The following is a 16,904-nucleotide window of genomic DNA, read 5'->3' as shown; positions in this document are numbered from 1 at the left end:
CGTCTCGGACACGCCCTGCTCGTTCGGTTTTTCTGATCGATTCAAGGATGTAGGATCAACTCGTGAGCGACCTCATCGACACCACCGAGATGTACCTTCGCACGATCTACGAGCTGGTCGAAGAGGGAATCGTTCCGCTGCGCGCCCGCATCGCCGAGCGTCTGCACCAGTCCGGCCCCACGGTCTCGCAGACCGTCGCCCGGATGGAGCGGGACGGTCTGCTCACCGTCGAGGGTGACCGCCACCTGCAGCTCACCGACGAAGGCCTTCGCCTGGCCACCCGGGTGATGCGCAAGCACCGGCTCGCCGAGCGGCTGCTCACCGACGTCATCGGCCTCGACTGGGAGCTGGTCCACGAGGAGGCGTGCCGCTGGGAGCACGTCATGTCGGAGACCGTCGAGAGGCGACTGCTCGATCTCCTAGGCGACCCGACCGAGTCGCCCTACGGCAACCCGATCCCCGGCCTCGACGAGCTCGGCGGCAAGCCCGCCGACGAGGACTTCATGGCCGGCGTCCAGTCGCTGACGGCGGCAGCAGGCTCCGAGCGCGCCACCGTCCTGGTGCGACGTATCTCCGAGGAGATGCAGAAGGACGAGTCGCTGATGAGCGCTCTGCGCCGGGTCGGTGCGACCCCCGACCAGACCGTGGCGATCAAGGCGACCCCTGACGGAGTCCTGCTCGGCTCCGGTGGGGAGACCGCGGAGATCATCCCCGAGGCCGCGGACCACATCTTCGTCAAGGCGCTCTGACCCGCAGTAACACCGGGTGAAATTCTCTCGACGTCGGCAGAATCTGGCACGCAACTCTGGACCGATTAGGTCCTAGATGCTTATGTTTGACGTGCAGGGCCTGCTGTAACCCAGGTGATCGGTATGGGTTTCAGTGGTTGTCATGTCGAGACTTGCGGGGGTCTCCGGAGGGGAGAGCTCTATGGAGATCGTTCATCTGCCCGCTCGCGGTCGCGAGCTGGATGAGACGTTCCGCCCAGTCGCCGTCCACCACACCGACACCGGCTTGACCCGTCACCTCGAGCGCGGCGAGGAGATCGTGCTCACCGACCTCGGTGGCGAGTTCCACAGCGCGAAGGTCCTGCTGATCGACGAAGGGCCGGTCTACCACTTCTTCATCGGAGCCAGACTGTCCGTCGACGAGGCTGCCGGCCGGATGGGCAGTCTGCCGACGATCGAGTCACGCTCTGCCTGAGGCTCCGGACCTGCTCTGCGCCACGGTGGTGAGGAACTCGCTGGTTCCGACCTCCAGCTTGTACGTCGCCTCCCCGTCGCCCCTGGTGGCGCCTCGGTTGACGATGACGACCGGGGTCCCGGCCTTTGCCGCCCGGCGCACGAACCGGTAGCCGCTCATCACTGCCAGGCTCGATCCCGCGACGAGCAGTACGCCCCTCCCTGCGATTGCGTCGACCGCCTCCATGCACCGGGCGACCCGGTCCTTGGGGACGTTCTCTCCGAAGAAGACGACATCGGGCTTGAGGATGCCGCCGCAGATCTCGCAGTCGGGCACGACGAAGTCCTGGGTCTCCTCGAGCGCGACGTCGCCGTCCGGGCGAGACTCCACGTCCGCATGTGCCTCGGCCCAACCGGCGTTGAGCACCTCCATCCGCTCCTGGAGCTCGCGTCGCGGGCTCACCGTGCGGCAGGAGAGACAGACCACGTCGGCCACCCGACCGTGCAGCGGCACGATCCGACCGCTCCGGGCCAGTTCCGGTGAGGCCTGCTCGTGCAGCCCGTCGACGTTCTGGGTGATCAGCAGCTCAGGCTCGATCAGGGTCAGGGCGCGATGGCCGGCGTTCGGCACCGCGCTGCCCATCCGCCGCCAGCCGAGGTGGCTGCGGGCCCAGTAGCGCTGCCGTTCCTGCGGTCCGGAGATGAACTGCTGGTAGGTCATCGGCTGCCGGGACGGGCTGCCCGGGCTGCGGTAGTCGGGGATGCCCGAGTCGGTCGAGACCCCGGCCCCGGTCAGCACCACGAGTGGACGGTCCTGGAGGAGGGCCAGCGCTGCGGCGTACGAATCGGTGGTGCTCGCGCTCGCCGAAGCGAGCGTCACGAGGCGTACCTGCCCTCGGCGCGAGCCTTGCGCTTCGCGGCCTCGACCTCGCGGTTCTTCTTGGGCGCGTTGGTGACCAGGTCATCGAGAAGATGCCGGGTGATGTGGGCGATCTCGGCGACGGCTTGGTCGAAGGCCTCCTGGTTGGCGGCAGAAGGCTTGGTCGTGCCGCTCACCTTGCGTACGAACTGCAGGGCGGCAGCGGTGACCTCGTCGTTGGTGGCGGGCGGCTCGAAGTTGTGGAGTGGGCGGATGTTGCGGCACATGCCATCCACGGTACCTGGATCGGAGGAGAGGACTACAGGGATCGGCCGGGCGCACGGGAAGGGGACTGGCCGCGGGGATGCGGGGGCATCAGTCCGCCGCTCGGTCCCGCGCCCTTGGGCTGCCTCATGTCGTCGGCAGGGGGTGCAGGTCGCGGCACGACACCGTCTTCGAGCAGCTGGCTCGCCATCAGGGCGGCCTGGGTGCGGTGGCTGACGCCGAGCTTGGCGAGGAGCCCGGTGATGTGGTTCTTCACGGTCTTCTCGGCCAGCACCAGACGATCGGCGATCTGCCGGTTGGAGATGCCCTCGGCGAGCAGCACCAGGATCCGGCGCTGCTGCGGGGTCAGCTCGGCGACCACCCCGTGCATCCGGCGCCGCTCCTCGACGTTGTGGACCACCTTGGCCGCCGCCTCGGGGTCGAAGAGGGTGTGGCCGCTGGCCACCAGACGTACGCCGGAGACCAGGCTCGACGCCTCGATCTGCTTGACCACATAACCGGCCGCGCCCGCCATGATCGCCTGGCTCATCACCTCGTCGTCGGCGTCGGTGGCCAGGATCAGGCATCGGATGTCGCTCTTCATCGCCAGCGCCTCACGGCACAGCGCGACGCCGGAGGAGTCGGGCAGGTAGGAGTCGAGGATGAGCACGTCAGGGCGGAGCGTCGCGATCAGCGGCCGTGCCTCGGCGGCGGTGCGAGCCTCACCGACGACCTCGATGTCGGACTCGGGTCGTAGGACCGTACGCACGCCGACACGCACGACGTCGTGACCGTCGGCCAGCACAACGCTGATCACCGCGTCACCCACAGGCTCGTCTCGCTCATCTCGTGGTCGGGGATGGTGCCTGGTCGCTCATCTCGATGTTCATCACAAAAGAAACCGCCTAAGCGTATCCCTCTTGATGCAACATTGGATCACTCGCCGACCCGTGCCGTCTCGGATTTCGTTGGTTCTGGAAAGGTAGCGGCTATGACGACCTCTCGCGATCTCGACATCGTCCTGTTCGGCGCGACCGGATTCACCGGAGGGCTGGTGGCCGAATATCTCGCCGAGCACGCGCCCCAGGGGCTGCGGTGGGCGCTCGCGGGCCGCTCCCTGTCGCGGCTCGAGGCCGTGCGCGACTCGCTCGGTTCCGCCGACGTCGAGCTCATCCAGGCCGACGTCAACGACTCCGCTTCCCTCGTCGCGCTGGCGGCTCGTTCGCGGGTCGTGATCACGACGGTCGGGCCCTACCTCGAGTTCGGCGAGCCTCTGGTCAAGGCCTGCGCGGAGGCCGGCACCGACTATGTGGACCTGACCGGAGAGCCCGAGTTCGTCGACCGGATGTTCGTGAAGTACGACGAGACCGCCCGCGCGAACGGCGCCCGGATCGTGCACGCCTGCGGGTTCGACTCGATCCCGCACGACCTCGGCGCCTTCTACACGGTGCGCGAGCTCGCTGCCTCCGCCGGCGGCGCGATCACCGCACCGCTGACGATGAAGGGCGTCGTACGCTCCAACGCCACCTTCTCCGGCGGCACCTTCCACTCCGCACTCGGGCAGATGTCGCGGCCCAAGGAGATGGCAGCGGCTTCGCGTGAGCGTCGGGCGCTCGAGGAGCGGCCGGCGGGGCGTAGGTCTCGGGCTGCGAAGCCTTCGGTCGGTCGCGACAGCGACCTGGGCTATTGGCTGCTGCCGCTGCCGACCATCGATCCGTTCATCGTCGCCCGCTCCGGCCAGGCGCTGGAGGCGTACGGACCCGCCTTCACCTACTCGCACTTCGCCGGGACCAAGACGTTGAGGTACGCCGTCGGCGGTGCCGTCGGTGTCGGTGCCCTCGCGCTCGCGATGCAGGTGCCGCCGCTGCGGGCCAAGCTGGGCGAGCGGGTCAAGCAGGGCACCGGCCCCTCCGAGGGCCGCCGCGAGAAGTCGTGGTTCACCGTCGATTTCGTCGCCGAGACCGGAGGTCGGAAGATCCACACCCAGGTGTCCGGTGGCGACCCGGGCTACACCGAGACCGCCAAGATGCTCGCCGAGTCGGCGCTGTGCCTCGCCTTCGACACGCTCCCCGAGACCTCCGGATCGGTCACCACCGCGGTCGCGATGGGGGATGCGCTGCTGGCTCGCCTGCAGGATGCTGGGATCCGGTTCGAGGTCGTCGAGGCGTCGTAGGGCGCGCTGCTATGGGGTTATGTGTGGAACTGGTGCCCCAGGCAAGAGTCGAACTTGCGACCTTTCGCTTAGGAGGCGGCTGCTCTATCCACTGAGCTACTGGGGCGTTCGCGGATATCTTGCCATGATGACGAGTCATACTACGGTTTGGGGTTCGAAGCGGTCTCAGGTCAAACTTGGGATTCTCGCGTAGGTTGAGTCACCGTCGACTCAACCCGAATCCCCCCGTAATCAAGCGACGAGTGACGGTGATCTATGCCTAGCCCCCCTATGCCTCCCCGCCGTGGGGGTGAGGACGCAGGCTCGGGCGTGTCCGGATTCGAGTGGATGTACGGCGCCGACGAGGCTGCGGGCGAGGAGTCCGAGGGGACTCGCTCCGGCCGTGGCGCTCGAGCCGCGGACGTACCGATAGACCAGCCGTCGGCGGAGCCCGGTGGTGGACGGCGGGCCGCGCGGCCGCAGTCCGACTTCGTGTCGCCGCCGCCTCCCGCTCCGGGAGGGTCCGGCGGCGGTCGCCGGGCTGCGCGCCCGATCCGGGAGGAGCCGGCCCAGGCGGATCCCCGTGGCGCCCAGCCGCCGCGCCCTGAGCCGGTACGCCCCGAACCGCCACGCGCCGAGCCGGAGCGACGGGAGCCGGTTCAGCGAGAGGTCCCTCGGGCCGAGCGCTATCAGGCGATGGGCCGGGGGAGCTCGCGGGCCACCCCGACGCCGGCTCCGCCCGCCCCGCAGGAGTGGAACGACCCGGACGCGACCATGGTCGCCCCGCCGCTGCGGGAGACGTCGCGTCCCGCGCGGGACGTACCTCCGCCGCCGGCTCCCGTGCCGCCGGTGCCCGCCGTGGAGGAGACCGCGGTCGCGCCCGCGCAGGAGTGGTATCGCCAGGATCCCCAGCCTGCTCCGCCGACACCGAAGGCCCCCGACCAGCAGCTGGCCCCGCCGGCTGCCCGCGAGTTCGACTGGAACGACCCCGCCGCGACCACCGTCGCGCCTCGCCCGGCCCCGGCCGAGCGTCCCCAGGAGCGCACCACCTCACGCGACGAGCTGCACGCGGCCCGTCACGAGGCCTATCCCGCCGCCGGGCGACGCGATGCTGCGTACGCGGGGGGTTATGACGACGAGCTCTACGACGACGGGTCGCTCCGGGATGGCTACGAGGAGCCGTACGCCCCTTATCCGGCGGACGAACGCGAAGATCGCGACCGGCCGCGGATCAGTGTGTGGCAGGTGCTCAGCTCGACCCTGCTCGTGCTGGCGCTGTTGGTCGGGCTGTTCACCGTCTACACCTACCGCGACCTGCGGTCGAACATCGACACCGTCAGTCTTGGCGAGGAGGCCGCTGATGTCGGCCCGAAGGAACCGATCAACATCCTCGTGATGGGTTCGGACAGTCGTGACTGCAAAGGGTGCAATGTCGACGGCAAGGCAGGAGGGGGGCAACGGTCCGACACCACCATTCTGCTGCACCTTTCGGCCAACCGAAAGTTCGCCTACGGCGTCTCGATCCCGCGCGACACGATGGTGGATCGACCGTCATGCGAGACCGAAGACGGCAAGTCCGATTCGGCCGAGTACGTCCGCTGGAACGAGGCCTACTCGGCCGGCGGCCCCGCCTGTACAGTCACCCAGCTCGAGTCTGTAGCCAACGACATGTGCGGCAAGAAGTGCGACATCACCGTCAACCATGTTGTGGTGGTCGACTTCACGAGCTTCAAGGGGATGGTCGACGCCATCGAAGGTGTGGACGTCTGTATCCCCGAAGAGGTCGATGACCCCTTCACCGGCGCTCACTTCGAAGCCGGCGACCAGAAGCTGACCGGTAAACAGGCACTCAACTATGTCCGCTTGCGGCACGGTCTCGGCAACGGCGGTGATCTTCACCGATCCCAACGCCAGCAGGCGTTCATCGGCTCGATGGCGGCCAAACTGCTCTCCGGGGACACCCTGTCCAGTCCTACGAAGGTGCTCGGCTTCTTGAATGCTGCGACCAAGGGTTTGACGATGGACGAGGGCCTCAAGGACAACCTCGACACGATGGCCAAGATCGGGGTCGGCTTCCAGAGCATCGGGATGGAGAACATCAAGTTCCTTACGATTCCGGTGGTCACCGACCCGCAGAACGACAACACGGTGGTCCTCGACCCTGAGAAAGCAAAGAATGTCTTCAAGGCGATCGCCAACGACAAGCCGCTGACCAAGAAGATCGCTGCCGGCGCACTGGACGCTGGTGAGGCCTCCGGCAAGAAGAGCAAGAAGTCGGACGACGCGGCGGCGGGTGACGAGGCGACCGGCGAGGCGACTGACGGCGAGACTGCTGGCTCGGCGCCCGGCGACGAGTCTGATTCCACCGAGTCCTCGGAGCCTGCCTCCGGTGGCGCGAGCAGTGGAGCCTCCGAGGATGAGCTCGCCCAGATCGCCGAGGATGCCAAGGCGGCCCGCGAGTCAGCAGGACTGTGCTGATGTCCGACCGGGATGTGTCGACGGAGCAGAATGAACCGAAGGAGCCGGAGTGGAAGCGCAAGCAGCGGCTGGCGCGAATCTTCGGTGACGCACTTCCGGAGACGACCAGCGACGAGCGGGAGCCGTCGGCTGAGTCGGGGGAGTCGGCGTCGGATCGTTGGCTGAAATCGCAGGTGCCGCCTCACCACGGTGGGTGAGACGGCACCTGGGGTGCGAACGCGTCAGCGGGCGCTGAGGCTGTCGCGGATCTGCTTGAGGATGTCGACCTCGGTCTCGCCCGGGTCCGGGTCCGGGAAGTAGCGCTCCTTGGCGTGGGTGTAGGGCTTGACGATCATGAAGTAGACCACCGCGGCCATGATGATGAAGGCGATGACAGCGGTCAGCCAGGCGCCGATGCTTACTCCGCCCGGCTCGTAGTCTGAGAAGTTCGGCGTACCGCCGACTTTGCCGATCAGGTCCATGATCACGTCGACCGTCGCTGTGACGACCGAGGCGAACGCGGCACCCATGATGAAGGCGACCGCCAGCTTGATCAGGTCGCCTTGGAGCAGAAACTTCTTGAAACCGTCCATGTCTTGCTTTCTCCTGTTGCTCATTGTGTGAGGTGTAGGAGACCCCGGAAGTGGCGTTCGTTGGGCTGTCAGTACGCGAAGGTGAGGTAGCCGCCCACCCCTGCGGACGTGACGTCCTCGACGCTGTTCGCGGCGACTCCGACGATGACCAGACGCCCCGCCGAAGCGTTCGTGACGCCAAACCCTTCGGTCTTTCCTTGTGTCATCGAATCATCGCCGCTCGGTTCCGTGCCTTGAGGGAGGCTGAGGATCAGCGTGTCGGTAGTGACCAACACGGTCTCGGCGGTCGCGGGATCGGTGGCGTAGAGGTCGACGGTGTCGCCGACGCGGAGCAGCGCGGCCATCTCGGCATCGGGGAGCCGGACCGGCACGGCGACCAGGTCGGGATGGCCGTCGGTCAACGAGGGGCCGACGAGGCGTACGTCGGTGACGGGCTCGCCGCGCCGCAGCGGAGCCGCGAGCCGCTCGCCGAGCGGGGCCTCGGCGAGGTCAGCGGGCATGCGGCCGGGGTCGGTCTCGACGTCGGTCAGGTCGGCGGCGGTGAGGACCGTGCCGACCGGCAGATCTCGGGCCGCGACCGCCATCGTCGAGGTGTCGGGTGGAGCCGGGCGAGTGGCCGAGAACCCGATCGCGACCGCGGAGGCGGTCAGCAGGAACGCCAGCAGGCGTCGGTGGGCGAGGACCCCGCGGCGTACGCGGCGGGACAGGGACGTGAGTCGAGTGAACATGCGGGCACGCTAAGCCGCCCCCGCAGTTCCCGCATCTCGCTATCCACAGTCCTGAGCAGCCTGTGGGAAAACCTGTGGATAACCACCTGCCGAGGCGTCACTCACGTCGTTCGAGATGGCATCGCGGTGCCATCTCGGCCGACGCGCGTGACGCTTCGGCCGACGGGCGTGACGTCTCGGCGTCAGTCGGAGGAGCTGGAGGCCGCGGCGGGCGCCGGCGAAGAGGTCGAGGACGAGCTCGAGTCCGAGGAGCTCGAGCTGGACGATCCGGACCGGGAGTCGGTGCGGTAGAAACCGGAGCCCTTGAAGACGACCCCGGCGGCGCTGAAGACCTTGCGCAGCTTGCCGCTGCACTCGGGGCACTCGGTCAGCGAAGCCTCGCTGAAGCTCTGGAACTGGTCGAAGGCGTGGCCGCACTCGGTGCAGGCGTACTGATAGGTGGGCACGTTTCTCCTAGAACAGAATCTGGCACTCGACGGGCGCGACTGCCAATATTAGCGAACGCCTAGGAGAAGCGCTGCATTCCCTCCGCGCTCGCGGCCGCGCCGACGGCCTGGTCGTGCGGCTCGACGGGCACCGAGACACCGATCTCCCACGGATAGAGGAGTACGCAGGTGAGGGTCCCGGCCGGCACCCGAGCGAGGATGCGGTCGTAGGATCCGCCGCCTCGTCCCATCCGCCGGCCCTGCGGGTCGACGGCCAGACCTGGGACCAGCACCACGTCCGCGTCGGCGACCGCGGTCACGCCCAACCGCTCCCCGCCCGGCTCCAACAATCCGCGAGGCGCCCGAACCAGGTCCCCGTCATAGACGGCCCAGTCCAGATCGTTGTCCGGCAGCAGACACGGGAGCAGGACACGTGTCCCTGCTGCATCGAGCTCGTCGAGAAGCGGTCCGGTGCCCGGTTCGGTGCCGATCGAGACGTAGAGCGCAACGGTTGCGGCCCGGCGTACCTCTGGAATTTCGATGACCACCTCCGCGAGCGAACGCGCGAGCGAACCGAGCTCGGGGAGCCCGATGCGGCGCCGAGTGGTCAGCAGCTGGTCGCGTAGGGCAGTCTTGCGCCCCACGAAGTCAGCGGGGGCTGGACCGTCAGAACCCGGAGGGGTGTGTGAACCCGACACAACGACAGCCTAGGCTCTCCTCTATGGGTAGCCCAGGTTTGGCCAAGGCAATGGCGAAGATGCGCGATGCCGGCGTGGATGACGTCGCCGTGCAGACGTTCGCACATTACTACCGCCAGCTCGAGCACGGCGAGACCGGGATGATCCCCGAGGACACGATCGAGCCGGTCGACATCCCGTCGATCAGCGACGCCGAGGTCAGCGACGAGGAGGCGCACGCCGCCATCTCGACCACCGCGGTGATCAAGCTCAACGGCGGCCTCGGCACCTCGATGGGCATGGACCGCGCGAAGTCGCTGCTGTGCGTGCGCAAGGGCCTGAGCTTCCTGGACGTGATCGCCCGCCAGGTCCTGCACATGCGCGAGAGGTACGACGTACGCCTCCCGCTGCTGCTGATGAACTCCTTCCGCACCTCCGAGGACAGCCTGGCCGCGCTCGAGCGCTACCAGGACCTCCCCGTCGAGGGTCTTCCGCTGGAGTTCCTGCAGAACCGCGAGCCGCGTCTGCTCGTCGACGACCTGACCCCGGTCGAGTGGCCCAAGGACCCCGAGCTCGAGTGGTGCCCGCCGGGCCACGGTGACATCTACACCGCGCTGCTCGACACCGGCCTCCTCGACCTGCTCATCGAGCAGGGCTACGAGCGGGTCTTCGTCTCCAACTCCGACAACCTCGGCGCGGTCCCCGACGAGAAGGTCGCGGGCTGGTTCGCCAAGTCCGGCGCTCCCTTCGCCATCGAGGCCGTACGCCGCACCCCGAGCGACCGCAAGGGCGGTCACTTCGCGCGCCGCAAGTCCGACGGTCGGCTCATCCTGCGTGAGACCGCGCAGACCCGCGACGAGGACAAGGTGGCCCTGCAGGACCTCGGCCGCCACAAGTACTGCTCGACCAACAACATCTGGTTCGACCTCAAGGCGCTCAAGAAGGTCCTGAGCGAGCGCGACGGCATCCTCGGCCTGCCGCTGATCCGCAACGAGAAGACCGTCGATCCGGCTGATCCGAAGACGCCGAAGGTGGTCCAGATCGAGACCGCCATGGGGGCCGCGATCGAGGTCTTCGAGGGCTCGCAGCTGATCGAGGTCGGCCGCGACCGCTTCGTGCCGGTCAAGACGACCAACGACCTGCTGGTCCTCCGCTCGGACGTCTACGACATCGGCGAAGACTTCGTGCTCGACCAGGTCGCCGAGCAGGTGCCGTTCATCGACCTGGACGGCGACTACTACAAGTACGTCGCCAGCTTCGACGAGCGCTTCCCCGAAGGCGCCCCGTCGTTGCGCAAGGCTTCGTCGCTGACGGTCAACGGCGACTGGACCTTCGGCAAGGGCGTCCAGGTCATCGGTGCGGTCGAGCTCGACGGCGCCAACGCCGAACGCGTCGCGCCTGCCACGGTCCTGGCCGACTAGTGTTTCCGGGGTGACACCCCAGGAATATCGCCAGCGCATTCTCGACGAGCTCGAGCCGATGCCGGCCTACCCGCAGCCCCTGATGGACTGCCTCGGGCTGGCGGTGGCCGAGGACATCCATGCCGCGGTCGCGCTCCCGAGCTTCGACAACTCCTCGATGGACGGCTACGCGGTCCGGTACGCCGATGTCACGACGGCATCGGCCGAGGGGTCGGTGCGGTTGCCGGTGGTCGGCGAGATCGGCGCCGGGCAGGCGTCCCTGCTGGCGCTCCAGCCCGGCGCGGCAGCGAAGATCATGACCGGCGCTCCGCTGCCGACGGGTGCGGACACGGTCGTGCCGTACGAGTGGACCGACCGCGGCGTCGCCACGGTCGAGATCAGGCAGGCGCCGAAACAGGCCCAGCACGTCCGCTACGCGGGCGAGGACGTCGCCAAGGGTGATCTGCTCGTCCCTGCGGGCACCGTGCTCGGCCCGCGCCACCTGGGGCTGATCGCCTCCGTCGGTCGCGCCCAGGTGGCGGTGCGTCCGCGGCCTCGCGTCGTCGTGCTCTCGACCGGCACCGAGCTGCGCGAGCCCGGCGAGACGCTCGGTCATGACTCGATCTACGACGGAAACTCCTTCCTGCTGGCGGGCGCAGCTCGCCGTGCAGGCGCGATCGCCTACCGCGTCGGGATCGTGCCCGACGAGCCGAGGGCGTTCATGACCGCGCTCACCGATCAGCTGGTCCGGGCCGACCTGGTGGTCACCTCCGGTGGTGTCTCGATGGGCGACTACGACGTGGTCAAGGAGGCGCTGGCCCCGGAGGGGGTCTGGTTCGGCCCGGTGAACATGCAGCCGGGCAAGCCTCAGGGGTTCGGGCGGATCGGCGAGGAGCGGATCCCGGTCCTGTGCCTCCCCGGAAACCCGGTCTCCTCGTTCGTCTCGTTCGAGCTCTTCGTGCTCCCCGCGCTGCGCCGGCTGATGGGCATGACCCCCGAGGCTCGGCCGGCCCATCGCGCCGCCCTCACCCGCCCGCTGCGGTCTCCAGAGGGCAAGGAGCAGTATCTGCGCGGGTGGTACGACAGCCACGGCGCCGTCGTCTCGCCCGTCGGTGGCGCCGGGTCCCATCTGATCGGCGACCTGGCCGGCGCCAACTGCCTCATCGTGATCCCGCCGGAGACGACAGCGCTGGACACGGACACCGAGGTGGACGTGATCGAGCTGGACGTGGAGTTCTGATGACCGACAGCGAGCCCCGGCTCACCCACGTCGACGAGACCGGTGCGGCCCGGATGGTCGACGTCTCCGAGAAGGCGGTCACCACCCGCACCGCGACCGCGTCCGGACGCGTCCTCGTCTCGACCGAGGTCATCGAGCTGCTGCGCGGCGAGGGCGTACCCAAGGGCGATGCGCTCGCCGTGGCCCGTATCGCCGGGATCATGGGTGCCAAGAAGACCCCCGATCTGATCCCGCTCTGCCACCCGTTGGCGGTCTCGGGCGTCAAGGTCGAGCTGAGCGTCGCCGACGACGCCGTCGAGATCACCGCGACTGTGAAGACGACCGACCGCACCGGTGTCGAGATGGAGGCGATGACCGCGGTCGCCGTCGCCGGCCTGACCGTGGTCGACATGATCAAGGCCGTCGACAAGCGGGCGGTCATCACCGATGTCCGGGTCGAGACCAAGACCGGCGGAAAGTCAGGAACCTTCCAGCGATGAGCGAGCGTCTCCGAGCGGCCGTCGTCGTCGCCTCCAACCGCGCCTCGGCCGGGATCTACGAGGACACCACCGGCCCGCTCCTGGTCGTCTTCCTGGAAGAGCTCGGCTTCGACGTCGGCCCACCCGAGGTCGTACGCGACGGCGACCCGGTCGGCGAGGCGATCGCCCGCGCTGCTGAGGAGGGAGCGCGGGTCGTTCTCACCACCGGAGGCACCGGCCTGACTCCGACCGACCGCACCCCCGAGGTCACCCGTCCGCTGCTCGACCGCGAGATCCCCGGCATCGCCGAGGGCATCAGAGCGGCCGGAGTGGCCAAAGAGATCCCGACGGCGCTACTGTCCCGCGGTCTGGCCGGTCAGATCGGAGCGTGCGTGGTGGTGAACCTTCCCGGGTCCCGGGGTGGCGTGAAGGACGCGATCGACGTGCTGCGTCCGGTGCTGCCCCACGCCGTGGAGCAGTCGGTCGGCAGCGACCATTGATCGGGATCCTCGATGACTGACCCCGGCTGGCCCGCCGTCCTCTCGCACGGCGCGGTGACCGTACGCCCGCTCGACCGTCTCGACGCCAAGGCATGGACCGATGCGCGCCGCCGTTCGGCGGCCTGGCTGCATCAGTGGGATGCGACCGTGCCGCCGGGATCGACTGCCCGGCCCACGACGTTCGCCAACCTCGTACGTCGTCTTCGGCGTCAGGCCAAGCGTGGCGTCACCTATCCGTTCGCGATCGAAGTGGACGGGGTTTTCGCAGGTCAGGTCACGGTCAACAACATCGTGCGCGGCTCCGCGCAGTTCGCCTCGATCGGCTACTGGATCGACCAGGGCTTCGCCGGCCGCGGTGTGATGCCACTGGCGGTGGCGCTCGTCATCGACCACTGCTTCACCACCGCCAAGCTGCACCGGGTCGAGATCTGCATCCGGCCGGAGAACTCCAACTCGCTGCGCGTGGTGGAGAAGCTCGGCATCAACGAGATCGGATATGCGCCCCGATTTCTGCATATCGACGGAGCCTGGCGAGATCACCGTATCTTCGCGATAACGGTTGAAGAATGTCACCAAGGAATGCTGGCCAGACTCGGTTTGTCACCCGAATGAGGCATTGACTCCGGCGTGTCCCGCTGAAATCACACAAGTCACACGCGACACACCACAGCACGTCCGCCTACGGGCTGGTAATGGCTCCTACGCTTCTTGACGTGGACCCGAGCGCACTCATCTTCGTCGCCCTCGCCGTGGCGTGGGCGGTGTACTTGGTGCCTAAAGCGCTCGAGCAGAACGCGACGGCCGAGGACGGGACGAAGAGCCGGGCGAGCGCGGCGATCTCCAAGTCCCGTCGGATCCTCGCACGCCGAGAGGCCACCAGCAAGGACTCCACCGACCTGGTGACCGAGAAGTCGTCGAAGAAGCCGGAGCCCGAGGTCGAGGAGGCAGAGGAGCTTGCTCCGCGACCCGTCCCGATGGCCGTACGCCGCCGCGCGGCTCGTGCCGCGGCCAAGCGCCGCAGCATCGTGCTCGGCGTGCTCGTCTTCGGTCTGGTCGTGGTCGGCGCTCTCGCCGGCTTCGGTGTCTTCGGACCGGTGTGGATCGCGATCCCGGGTGCGCTGGTCATCGCCTGGCTGGTCACCTGCCGACTCAGCGTGCGCCACCAGCGAGAGGTCTGGGCACGGATCCCGTTCCCCGAGGACATTCCCGAGCCGGAGCCGGCCGCTCCGCCCCGGATCACCTTCGACATCGACCAGGACACCGGCGACCTGGTGGCTGTCGTCGAGCACGACGACACCGGTGAGCAGTTCCCCGCGGGCTCCTGGAAGCCGGTGGAGACACCGCTGCCGACGTACGTCTCCAAGGAGGCCGCGCCGCGCCGCGCCGTGCGCACCATCGACCTGGACGCCACCGGCGTGTGGAGCTCGGGTCGCAACGCCGCCGACTCCGAGCTCGTCCGTCAGGCCGAAGAGGCCGAGCGTGCCGCAGCCGAGGCCGCCGAGGCTGCGCGCAACCGCGCCACCGGCACCTGAGGCCATCCTGATTGGGTAACACCCGCGACGAGATGCTAACGTTTCTCATCGCTTGGGGCTGTGGCGCAGTTGGTAGCGCGTCTCGTTCGCAATGAGAAGGCCAGGGGTTCGAATCCCCTCAGCTCCACCACCTGAAACCCGGTTCTGAACTGCATCTTCACTGCAGCGAAGGGCCGGGTTTCTTGCTTGTCGTCGCGCCGCCCGCGTACGTCTTGTCGATCGACTCGTCACGGCGCGGTCCTCGAATCGTCGCGCGCTGTGCTCTGCGGTCCTCATTGCGGGCGCCTATGGCTGCGATAGCCAATCGAGGGGTTCGCCTGGGCGGATTCGCTGCAATCCTGTTTCAGACCAAAGCGCAGGCATCGTAACGAGCCAGAACCATGGGATGGCAACCGCGGGGCCGCTGAACCTGAGGGGTTGTGCTGTGAACGAGAAGCAGACTGCTATCCAGTCGCGCGACGCGGATGAGGGAAGACGCACCCGTCGCAGAGTCGGGGAGTCGTTGGGGAAGCTCGATCCGATGCGCCCGAAATATCCCCATGACCGGCATCCAGCCCTGGTGCCTGGTATCTCCATCGATGAGCAACGGCGCCGCTACAGCGTCGACAGGCTCGTCTTCGCGATCGCCGGAGGGCTCACGGTCGCCTTCGTGATCTGGGGCGTCGCGGCACCGGACAGCGTTGCCTCGGTCGCCCAGACCGCGTTCGACTGGTCCACGCGGAACGTCGGGTGGCTCTTCAACTCGGTCGCCGTCGTGGTGCTCGTCTCGCTGCTGGTCCTGGCCTTCTCGCCCTACGGCAAGATCCCGCTCGGCAAGGACAACGAGGAAGTCGAGTTCAGCACCTTCGCGTGGGTGGCGATGCTCTTCGCCGCAGGAATCGGGATCGGGGTCATCTTCTTCGGCCCCTCCGAGCCGCTGACCTACTTCACAGATCCGCCGCCGCTCACCAACGAGGCGGGATCGGTCGAAGCGATGCACCGGGCGATGGCGCAGACGTACTTCCACTGGGGGTTTCATGCCTGGGCGATGTACGCGCTCGTGGGTGGCGCCGTCGCGTACTCCGCCTATCGCCGCGGCCGAAGCCTGCTGATGTCCTCGATCTTCCGCAACCTCTTCGGGGAGCGACTCACCGAGGGCTTCGTCGGCAAGCTGATCGACATCCTCGCCATCGTCGCCACCCTCTTCGGCACTGCCGCAGCGCTCGGAATCGCGGCGATGCAGATCGGGACCGGCGTCAGCATCGTCACCGGGGTGGGTCAGCTGACGAACGTCATGGTGGTCGGCATCCTGCTGCTGCTCACCGTTGCATTCGTGATCTCGGCCGTCTCCGGTGTCGCCCGCGGCATCCGCTACCTCTCGAGCATCAACATCGTGCTGACGATCGGGGTCGTCGGGCTGATCCTGGCCGTGGGGCCGACCCTGTTCCTGCTGAACTTCCTGCCATCGGCGCAGCTGGAGTACCTGGGCTCGCTCTTCGACCTGATGGGCCGCTCGCTGTCCTGGGGTGAGGAGACTCAGGAGTTCCAGTCGACCTGGACCGTGTACTACTGGGCGTGGTGGATCTCCTGGTCGCCCTTCGTCGGCATCTTCATCGCCCGCATCTCCCGGGGACGGACCATCCGGCAGTTCCTTCTCGGCACGATCCTCATCCCCTCCACACTGCTCTTCGTGGCCTTCGGTGTGATGGGCGGAACTGCGATGTCGATGTCCCAGGACGGCTCCCTCGCCGGTGACATGGCCCCGCCGCAGGTCTTCTTCGCGATGATCGACAACCTGCCCTACCTGGAGTGGCTGCCTTACCTGATCATCGTGGTGCTGGCCATCTTCTTCATCACCTCCGCGGACTCCGCGTCAGTGGTGATGGGAATGCTGTCGACCCGCGGACACCTGGAGCCGAGCCGCTGGGTGGTCGTCTTCTGGGGACTGGTGATGGCCGGCATCGCCGTGGTGATGCTGCTGCTCGGCGACGCGACCGCCCTGGCAGGACTGCAGCAGCTGGTGATCGTCACGGCGGTGCCGTTCGCGCTGGTGATGCTGCTGATCATCGTGGCCTGGGTGCGCGACCTCACCACCGACCCGTACACCCTGCGGCACCGCTACGCCGACGCCGCGATCCGCAACGCCGTGCTCCAAGGGGTGGAGAAGTACGGCGACAACTTCGCCCTCCAGGTGGTGGAGGCGAGCTGTCCCGAGGAGGGTGCCGGCGCCGAGGTCGACTCGACCGACCAGCGGTACACCGACTGGTACCAGCGCACCGACGAAGAAGGTCATCCGGTCGACTACGACTTCGCCTCCGGGGAATGGGCGGACGGCTTCGACCCGGAGACGGGAGAGGTGCCGGCCGTCCGTCCGGACAGGCCGTGACGGATGTTCGCGGCTATCGCCTGAGGTGATTCCACCGTTTGACGGAGGGGACGGCCACGAGGAGCTCGTGGCC

The 16,904-nt window shown here is 67.8% G+C and carries 19 protein-coding genes and 2 tRNA genes; 13 read left to right on the top strand and 8 right to left on the bottom strand.

Going from position 1 to position 16,904, the window contains the following annotated elements:
- Positions 1-62: 62 nt before the first annotated feature.
- Both IEY84_RS02860 and IEY84_RS02855 read left to right on the top strand, forming a co-directional pair.
- Complete coding sequence (locus IEY84_RS02860; protein WP_183542030.1) at positions 63-749, top strand: iron-dependent transcriptional repressor DtxR; 687 nt, start codon at positions 63-65, stop codon at positions 747-749.
- Positions 750-930: 181 nt separating this feature from the next.
- Positions 931-1,203: a hypothetical protein gene (locus IEY84_RS02855; protein WP_183542029.1), complete on the top strand. Its 273-nt coding sequence runs from the start codon at positions 931-933 to the stop codon at positions 1,201-1,203.
- Here IEY84_RS02855 and IEY84_RS02850 read toward each other — a convergent pair.
- The 3 genes from IEY84_RS02850 to IEY84_RS02840 are packed head-to-tail and all read right to left on the bottom strand — an operon-like array spanning position 1,189 to position 3,121.
- Positions 1,189-2,061 carry a Sir2 family NAD-dependent protein deacetylase gene (locus IEY84_RS02850; RefSeq protein ID WP_183542028.1) on the bottom strand — a complete coding sequence of 291 codons (873 nt, stop codon included), beginning with the start codon at positions 2,059-2,061 and terminating at the stop codon, positions 1,189-1,191. The genes IEY84_RS02855 and IEY84_RS02850 overlap by 15 nt on opposite strands.
- Positions 2,058-2,327 carry a DUF2277 domain-containing protein gene (locus IEY84_RS02845; protein WP_183542027.1) on the bottom strand — a complete coding sequence of 90 codons (270 nt, stop codon included), beginning with the start codon at positions 2,325-2,327 and terminating at the stop codon, positions 2,058-2,060. Before IEY84_RS02845 ends, IEY84_RS02850 begins: the two co-directional genes overlap by 4 nt.
- A 32-nt stretch (positions 2,328-2,359) precedes the next feature.
- On the bottom strand, positions 2,360-3,121 hold the full coding sequence (locus tag IEY84_RS02840) for a response regulator transcription factor (RefSeq protein WP_183542025.1): 762 nt from the start codon (positions 3,119-3,121) through the stop codon (positions 2,360-2,362).
- A gap of 174 nt (positions 3,122-3,295) precedes the next feature.
- Between IEY84_RS02840 and IEY84_RS02835 the strand changes: the two genes are divergently transcribed.
- Positions 3,296-4,477: a saccharopine dehydrogenase family protein gene (locus IEY84_RS02835; protein ID WP_183542023.1), complete on the top strand. Its 1,182-nt coding sequence runs from the start codon at positions 3,296-3,298 to the stop codon at positions 4,475-4,477.
- A 30-nt stretch (positions 4,478-4,507) separates the two neighbouring features.
- Here the strand turns inward: IEY84_RS02835 and IEY84_RS02830 are convergent.
- Positions 4,508-4,583, bottom strand: a tRNA-Arg gene (locus IEY84_RS02830).
- 203 nt (positions 4,584-4,786) lie between these two features.
- Between IEY84_RS02830 and IEY84_RS02825 the strand changes: the two genes are divergently transcribed.
- Both IEY84_RS02825 and IEY84_RS02820 read left to right on the top strand, forming a co-directional pair.
- Positions 4,787-6,934 carry an LCP family protein gene (locus IEY84_RS02825; protein WP_183542021.1) on the top strand — a complete coding sequence of 716 codons (2,148 nt, stop codon included), beginning with the start codon at positions 4,787-4,789 and terminating at the stop codon, positions 6,932-6,934.
- On the top strand, positions 6,934-7,131 hold the full coding sequence (locus IEY84_RS02820; protein WP_183542019.1) for a hypothetical protein: 198 nt from the start codon (positions 6,934-6,936) through the stop codon (positions 7,129-7,131). Before IEY84_RS02825 ends, IEY84_RS02820 begins: the two co-directional genes overlap by 1 nt.
- Positions 7,132-7,155: 24 nt before the next feature.
- Here IEY84_RS02820 and IEY84_RS02815 read toward each other — a convergent pair whose 3' ends face one another.
- The 4 genes from IEY84_RS02815 to IEY84_RS02800 all read right to left on the bottom strand — a co-directional run bounded on the left by IEY84_RS02815 (position 7,156) and on the right by IEY84_RS02800 (position 9,303).
- Positions 7,156-7,506 (bottom strand): MscL family protein, encoded by a 351-nt coding sequence (locus IEY84_RS02815; protein WP_183542017.1) that lies wholly within the window; start codon positions 7,504-7,506, stop codon positions 7,156-7,158.
- A 68-nt stretch (positions 7,507-7,574) separates the two neighbouring features.
- A complete protein-coding gene (locus tag IEY84_RS02810; RefSeq protein WP_183542015.1) occupies positions 7,575-8,234 on the bottom strand; it encodes an SAF domain-containing protein in 660 nt (219 codons plus the stop codon).
- A gap of 182 nt (positions 8,235-8,416) precedes the next feature.
- Positions 8,417-8,680, bottom strand: a complete 264-nt coding sequence (locus IEY84_RS02805; RefSeq protein ID WP_183542013.1) for an FmdB family zinc ribbon protein — start codon at positions 8,678-8,680, stop codon at positions 8,417-8,419.
- Between the two features lie 59 nt (positions 8,681-8,739).
- The gene (locus IEY84_RS02800) at positions 8,740-9,303 is read right to left on the bottom strand and encodes a 5-formyltetrahydrofolate cyclo-ligase (protein WP_183542011.1); all 564 of its coding nucleotides are present in this window, start codon (positions 9,301-9,303) and stop codon (positions 8,740-8,742) included.
- A 77-nt stretch (positions 9,304-9,380) separates the two neighbouring features.
- On the opposite strand from IEY84_RS02800, the gene IEY84_RS02795 reads away from it, so the two are divergent.
- The 8 genes from IEY84_RS02795 (at position 9,381) to IEY84_RS02760 (ending at position 16,831) form a co-directional block, all read left to right on the top strand.
- The gene (locus IEY84_RS02795; RefSeq protein WP_183542009.1) at positions 9,381-10,757 is read left to right on the top strand and encodes a UTP--glucose-1-phosphate uridylyltransferase; all 1,377 of its coding nucleotides are present in this window, start codon (positions 9,381-9,383) and stop codon (positions 10,755-10,757) included.
- 10 nt (positions 10,758-10,767) lie between these two features.
- Positions 10,768-11,976 (top strand): molybdotransferase-like divisome protein Glp, encoded by a 1,209-nt coding sequence (gene glp / locus IEY84_RS02790; protein ID WP_183542008.1) that lies wholly within the window; start codon positions 10,768-10,770, stop codon positions 11,974-11,976.
- Positions 11,976-12,455: a cyclic pyranopterin monophosphate synthase MoaC gene (gene moaC / locus IEY84_RS02785; RefSeq protein WP_183542007.1), complete on the top strand. Its 480-nt coding sequence runs from the start codon at positions 11,976-11,978 to the stop codon at positions 12,453-12,455. Before glp ends, moaC begins: the two co-directional genes overlap by 1 nt.
- Positions 12,452-12,934: a MogA/MoaB family molybdenum cofactor biosynthesis protein gene (locus IEY84_RS02780; RefSeq protein WP_183542006.1), complete on the top strand. Its 483-nt coding sequence runs from the start codon at positions 12,452-12,454 to the stop codon at positions 12,932-12,934. Before moaC ends, IEY84_RS02780 begins: the two co-directional genes overlap by 4 nt.
- Before the next feature lie 12 nt (positions 12,935-12,946).
- Positions 12,947-13,546, top strand: a complete 600-nt coding sequence (locus IEY84_RS02775) for a GNAT family N-acetyltransferase (RefSeq protein WP_183542005.1) — start codon at positions 12,947-12,949, stop codon at positions 13,544-13,546.
- A gap of 101 nt (positions 13,547-13,647) precedes the next feature.
- Positions 13,648-14,466, top strand: coding sequence for a divisome protein SepX/GlpR (gene sepX / locus IEY84_RS02770; RefSeq protein WP_183542004.1), 819 nt, complete (start codon positions 13,648-13,650; stop codon positions 14,464-14,466).
- Positions 14,467-14,520: 54 nt separating this feature from the next.
- Positions 14,521-14,596, top strand: a tRNA-Ala gene (locus IEY84_RS02765).
- Positions 14,597-15,025: 429 nt separating this feature from the next.
- On the top strand, positions 15,026-16,831 hold the full coding sequence (locus IEY84_RS02760; protein ID WP_221208442.1) for a BCCT family transporter: 1,806 nt from the start codon (positions 15,026-15,028) through the stop codon (positions 16,829-16,831).
- Positions 16,832-16,904: the final 73 nt, after the last annotated feature.

It is taken from the genome of Nocardioides albus (assembly GCF_014648255.1).
GTDB classification, from domain to species: Bacteria; Actinomycetota; Actinomycetes; order Propionibacteriales; family Nocardioidaceae; genus Nocardioides; species Nocardioides albus.
The sequence above is the reverse complement of the archived record's forward strand: the minus strand, read 5'-3'. Positions and strand labels throughout refer to the sequence as shown.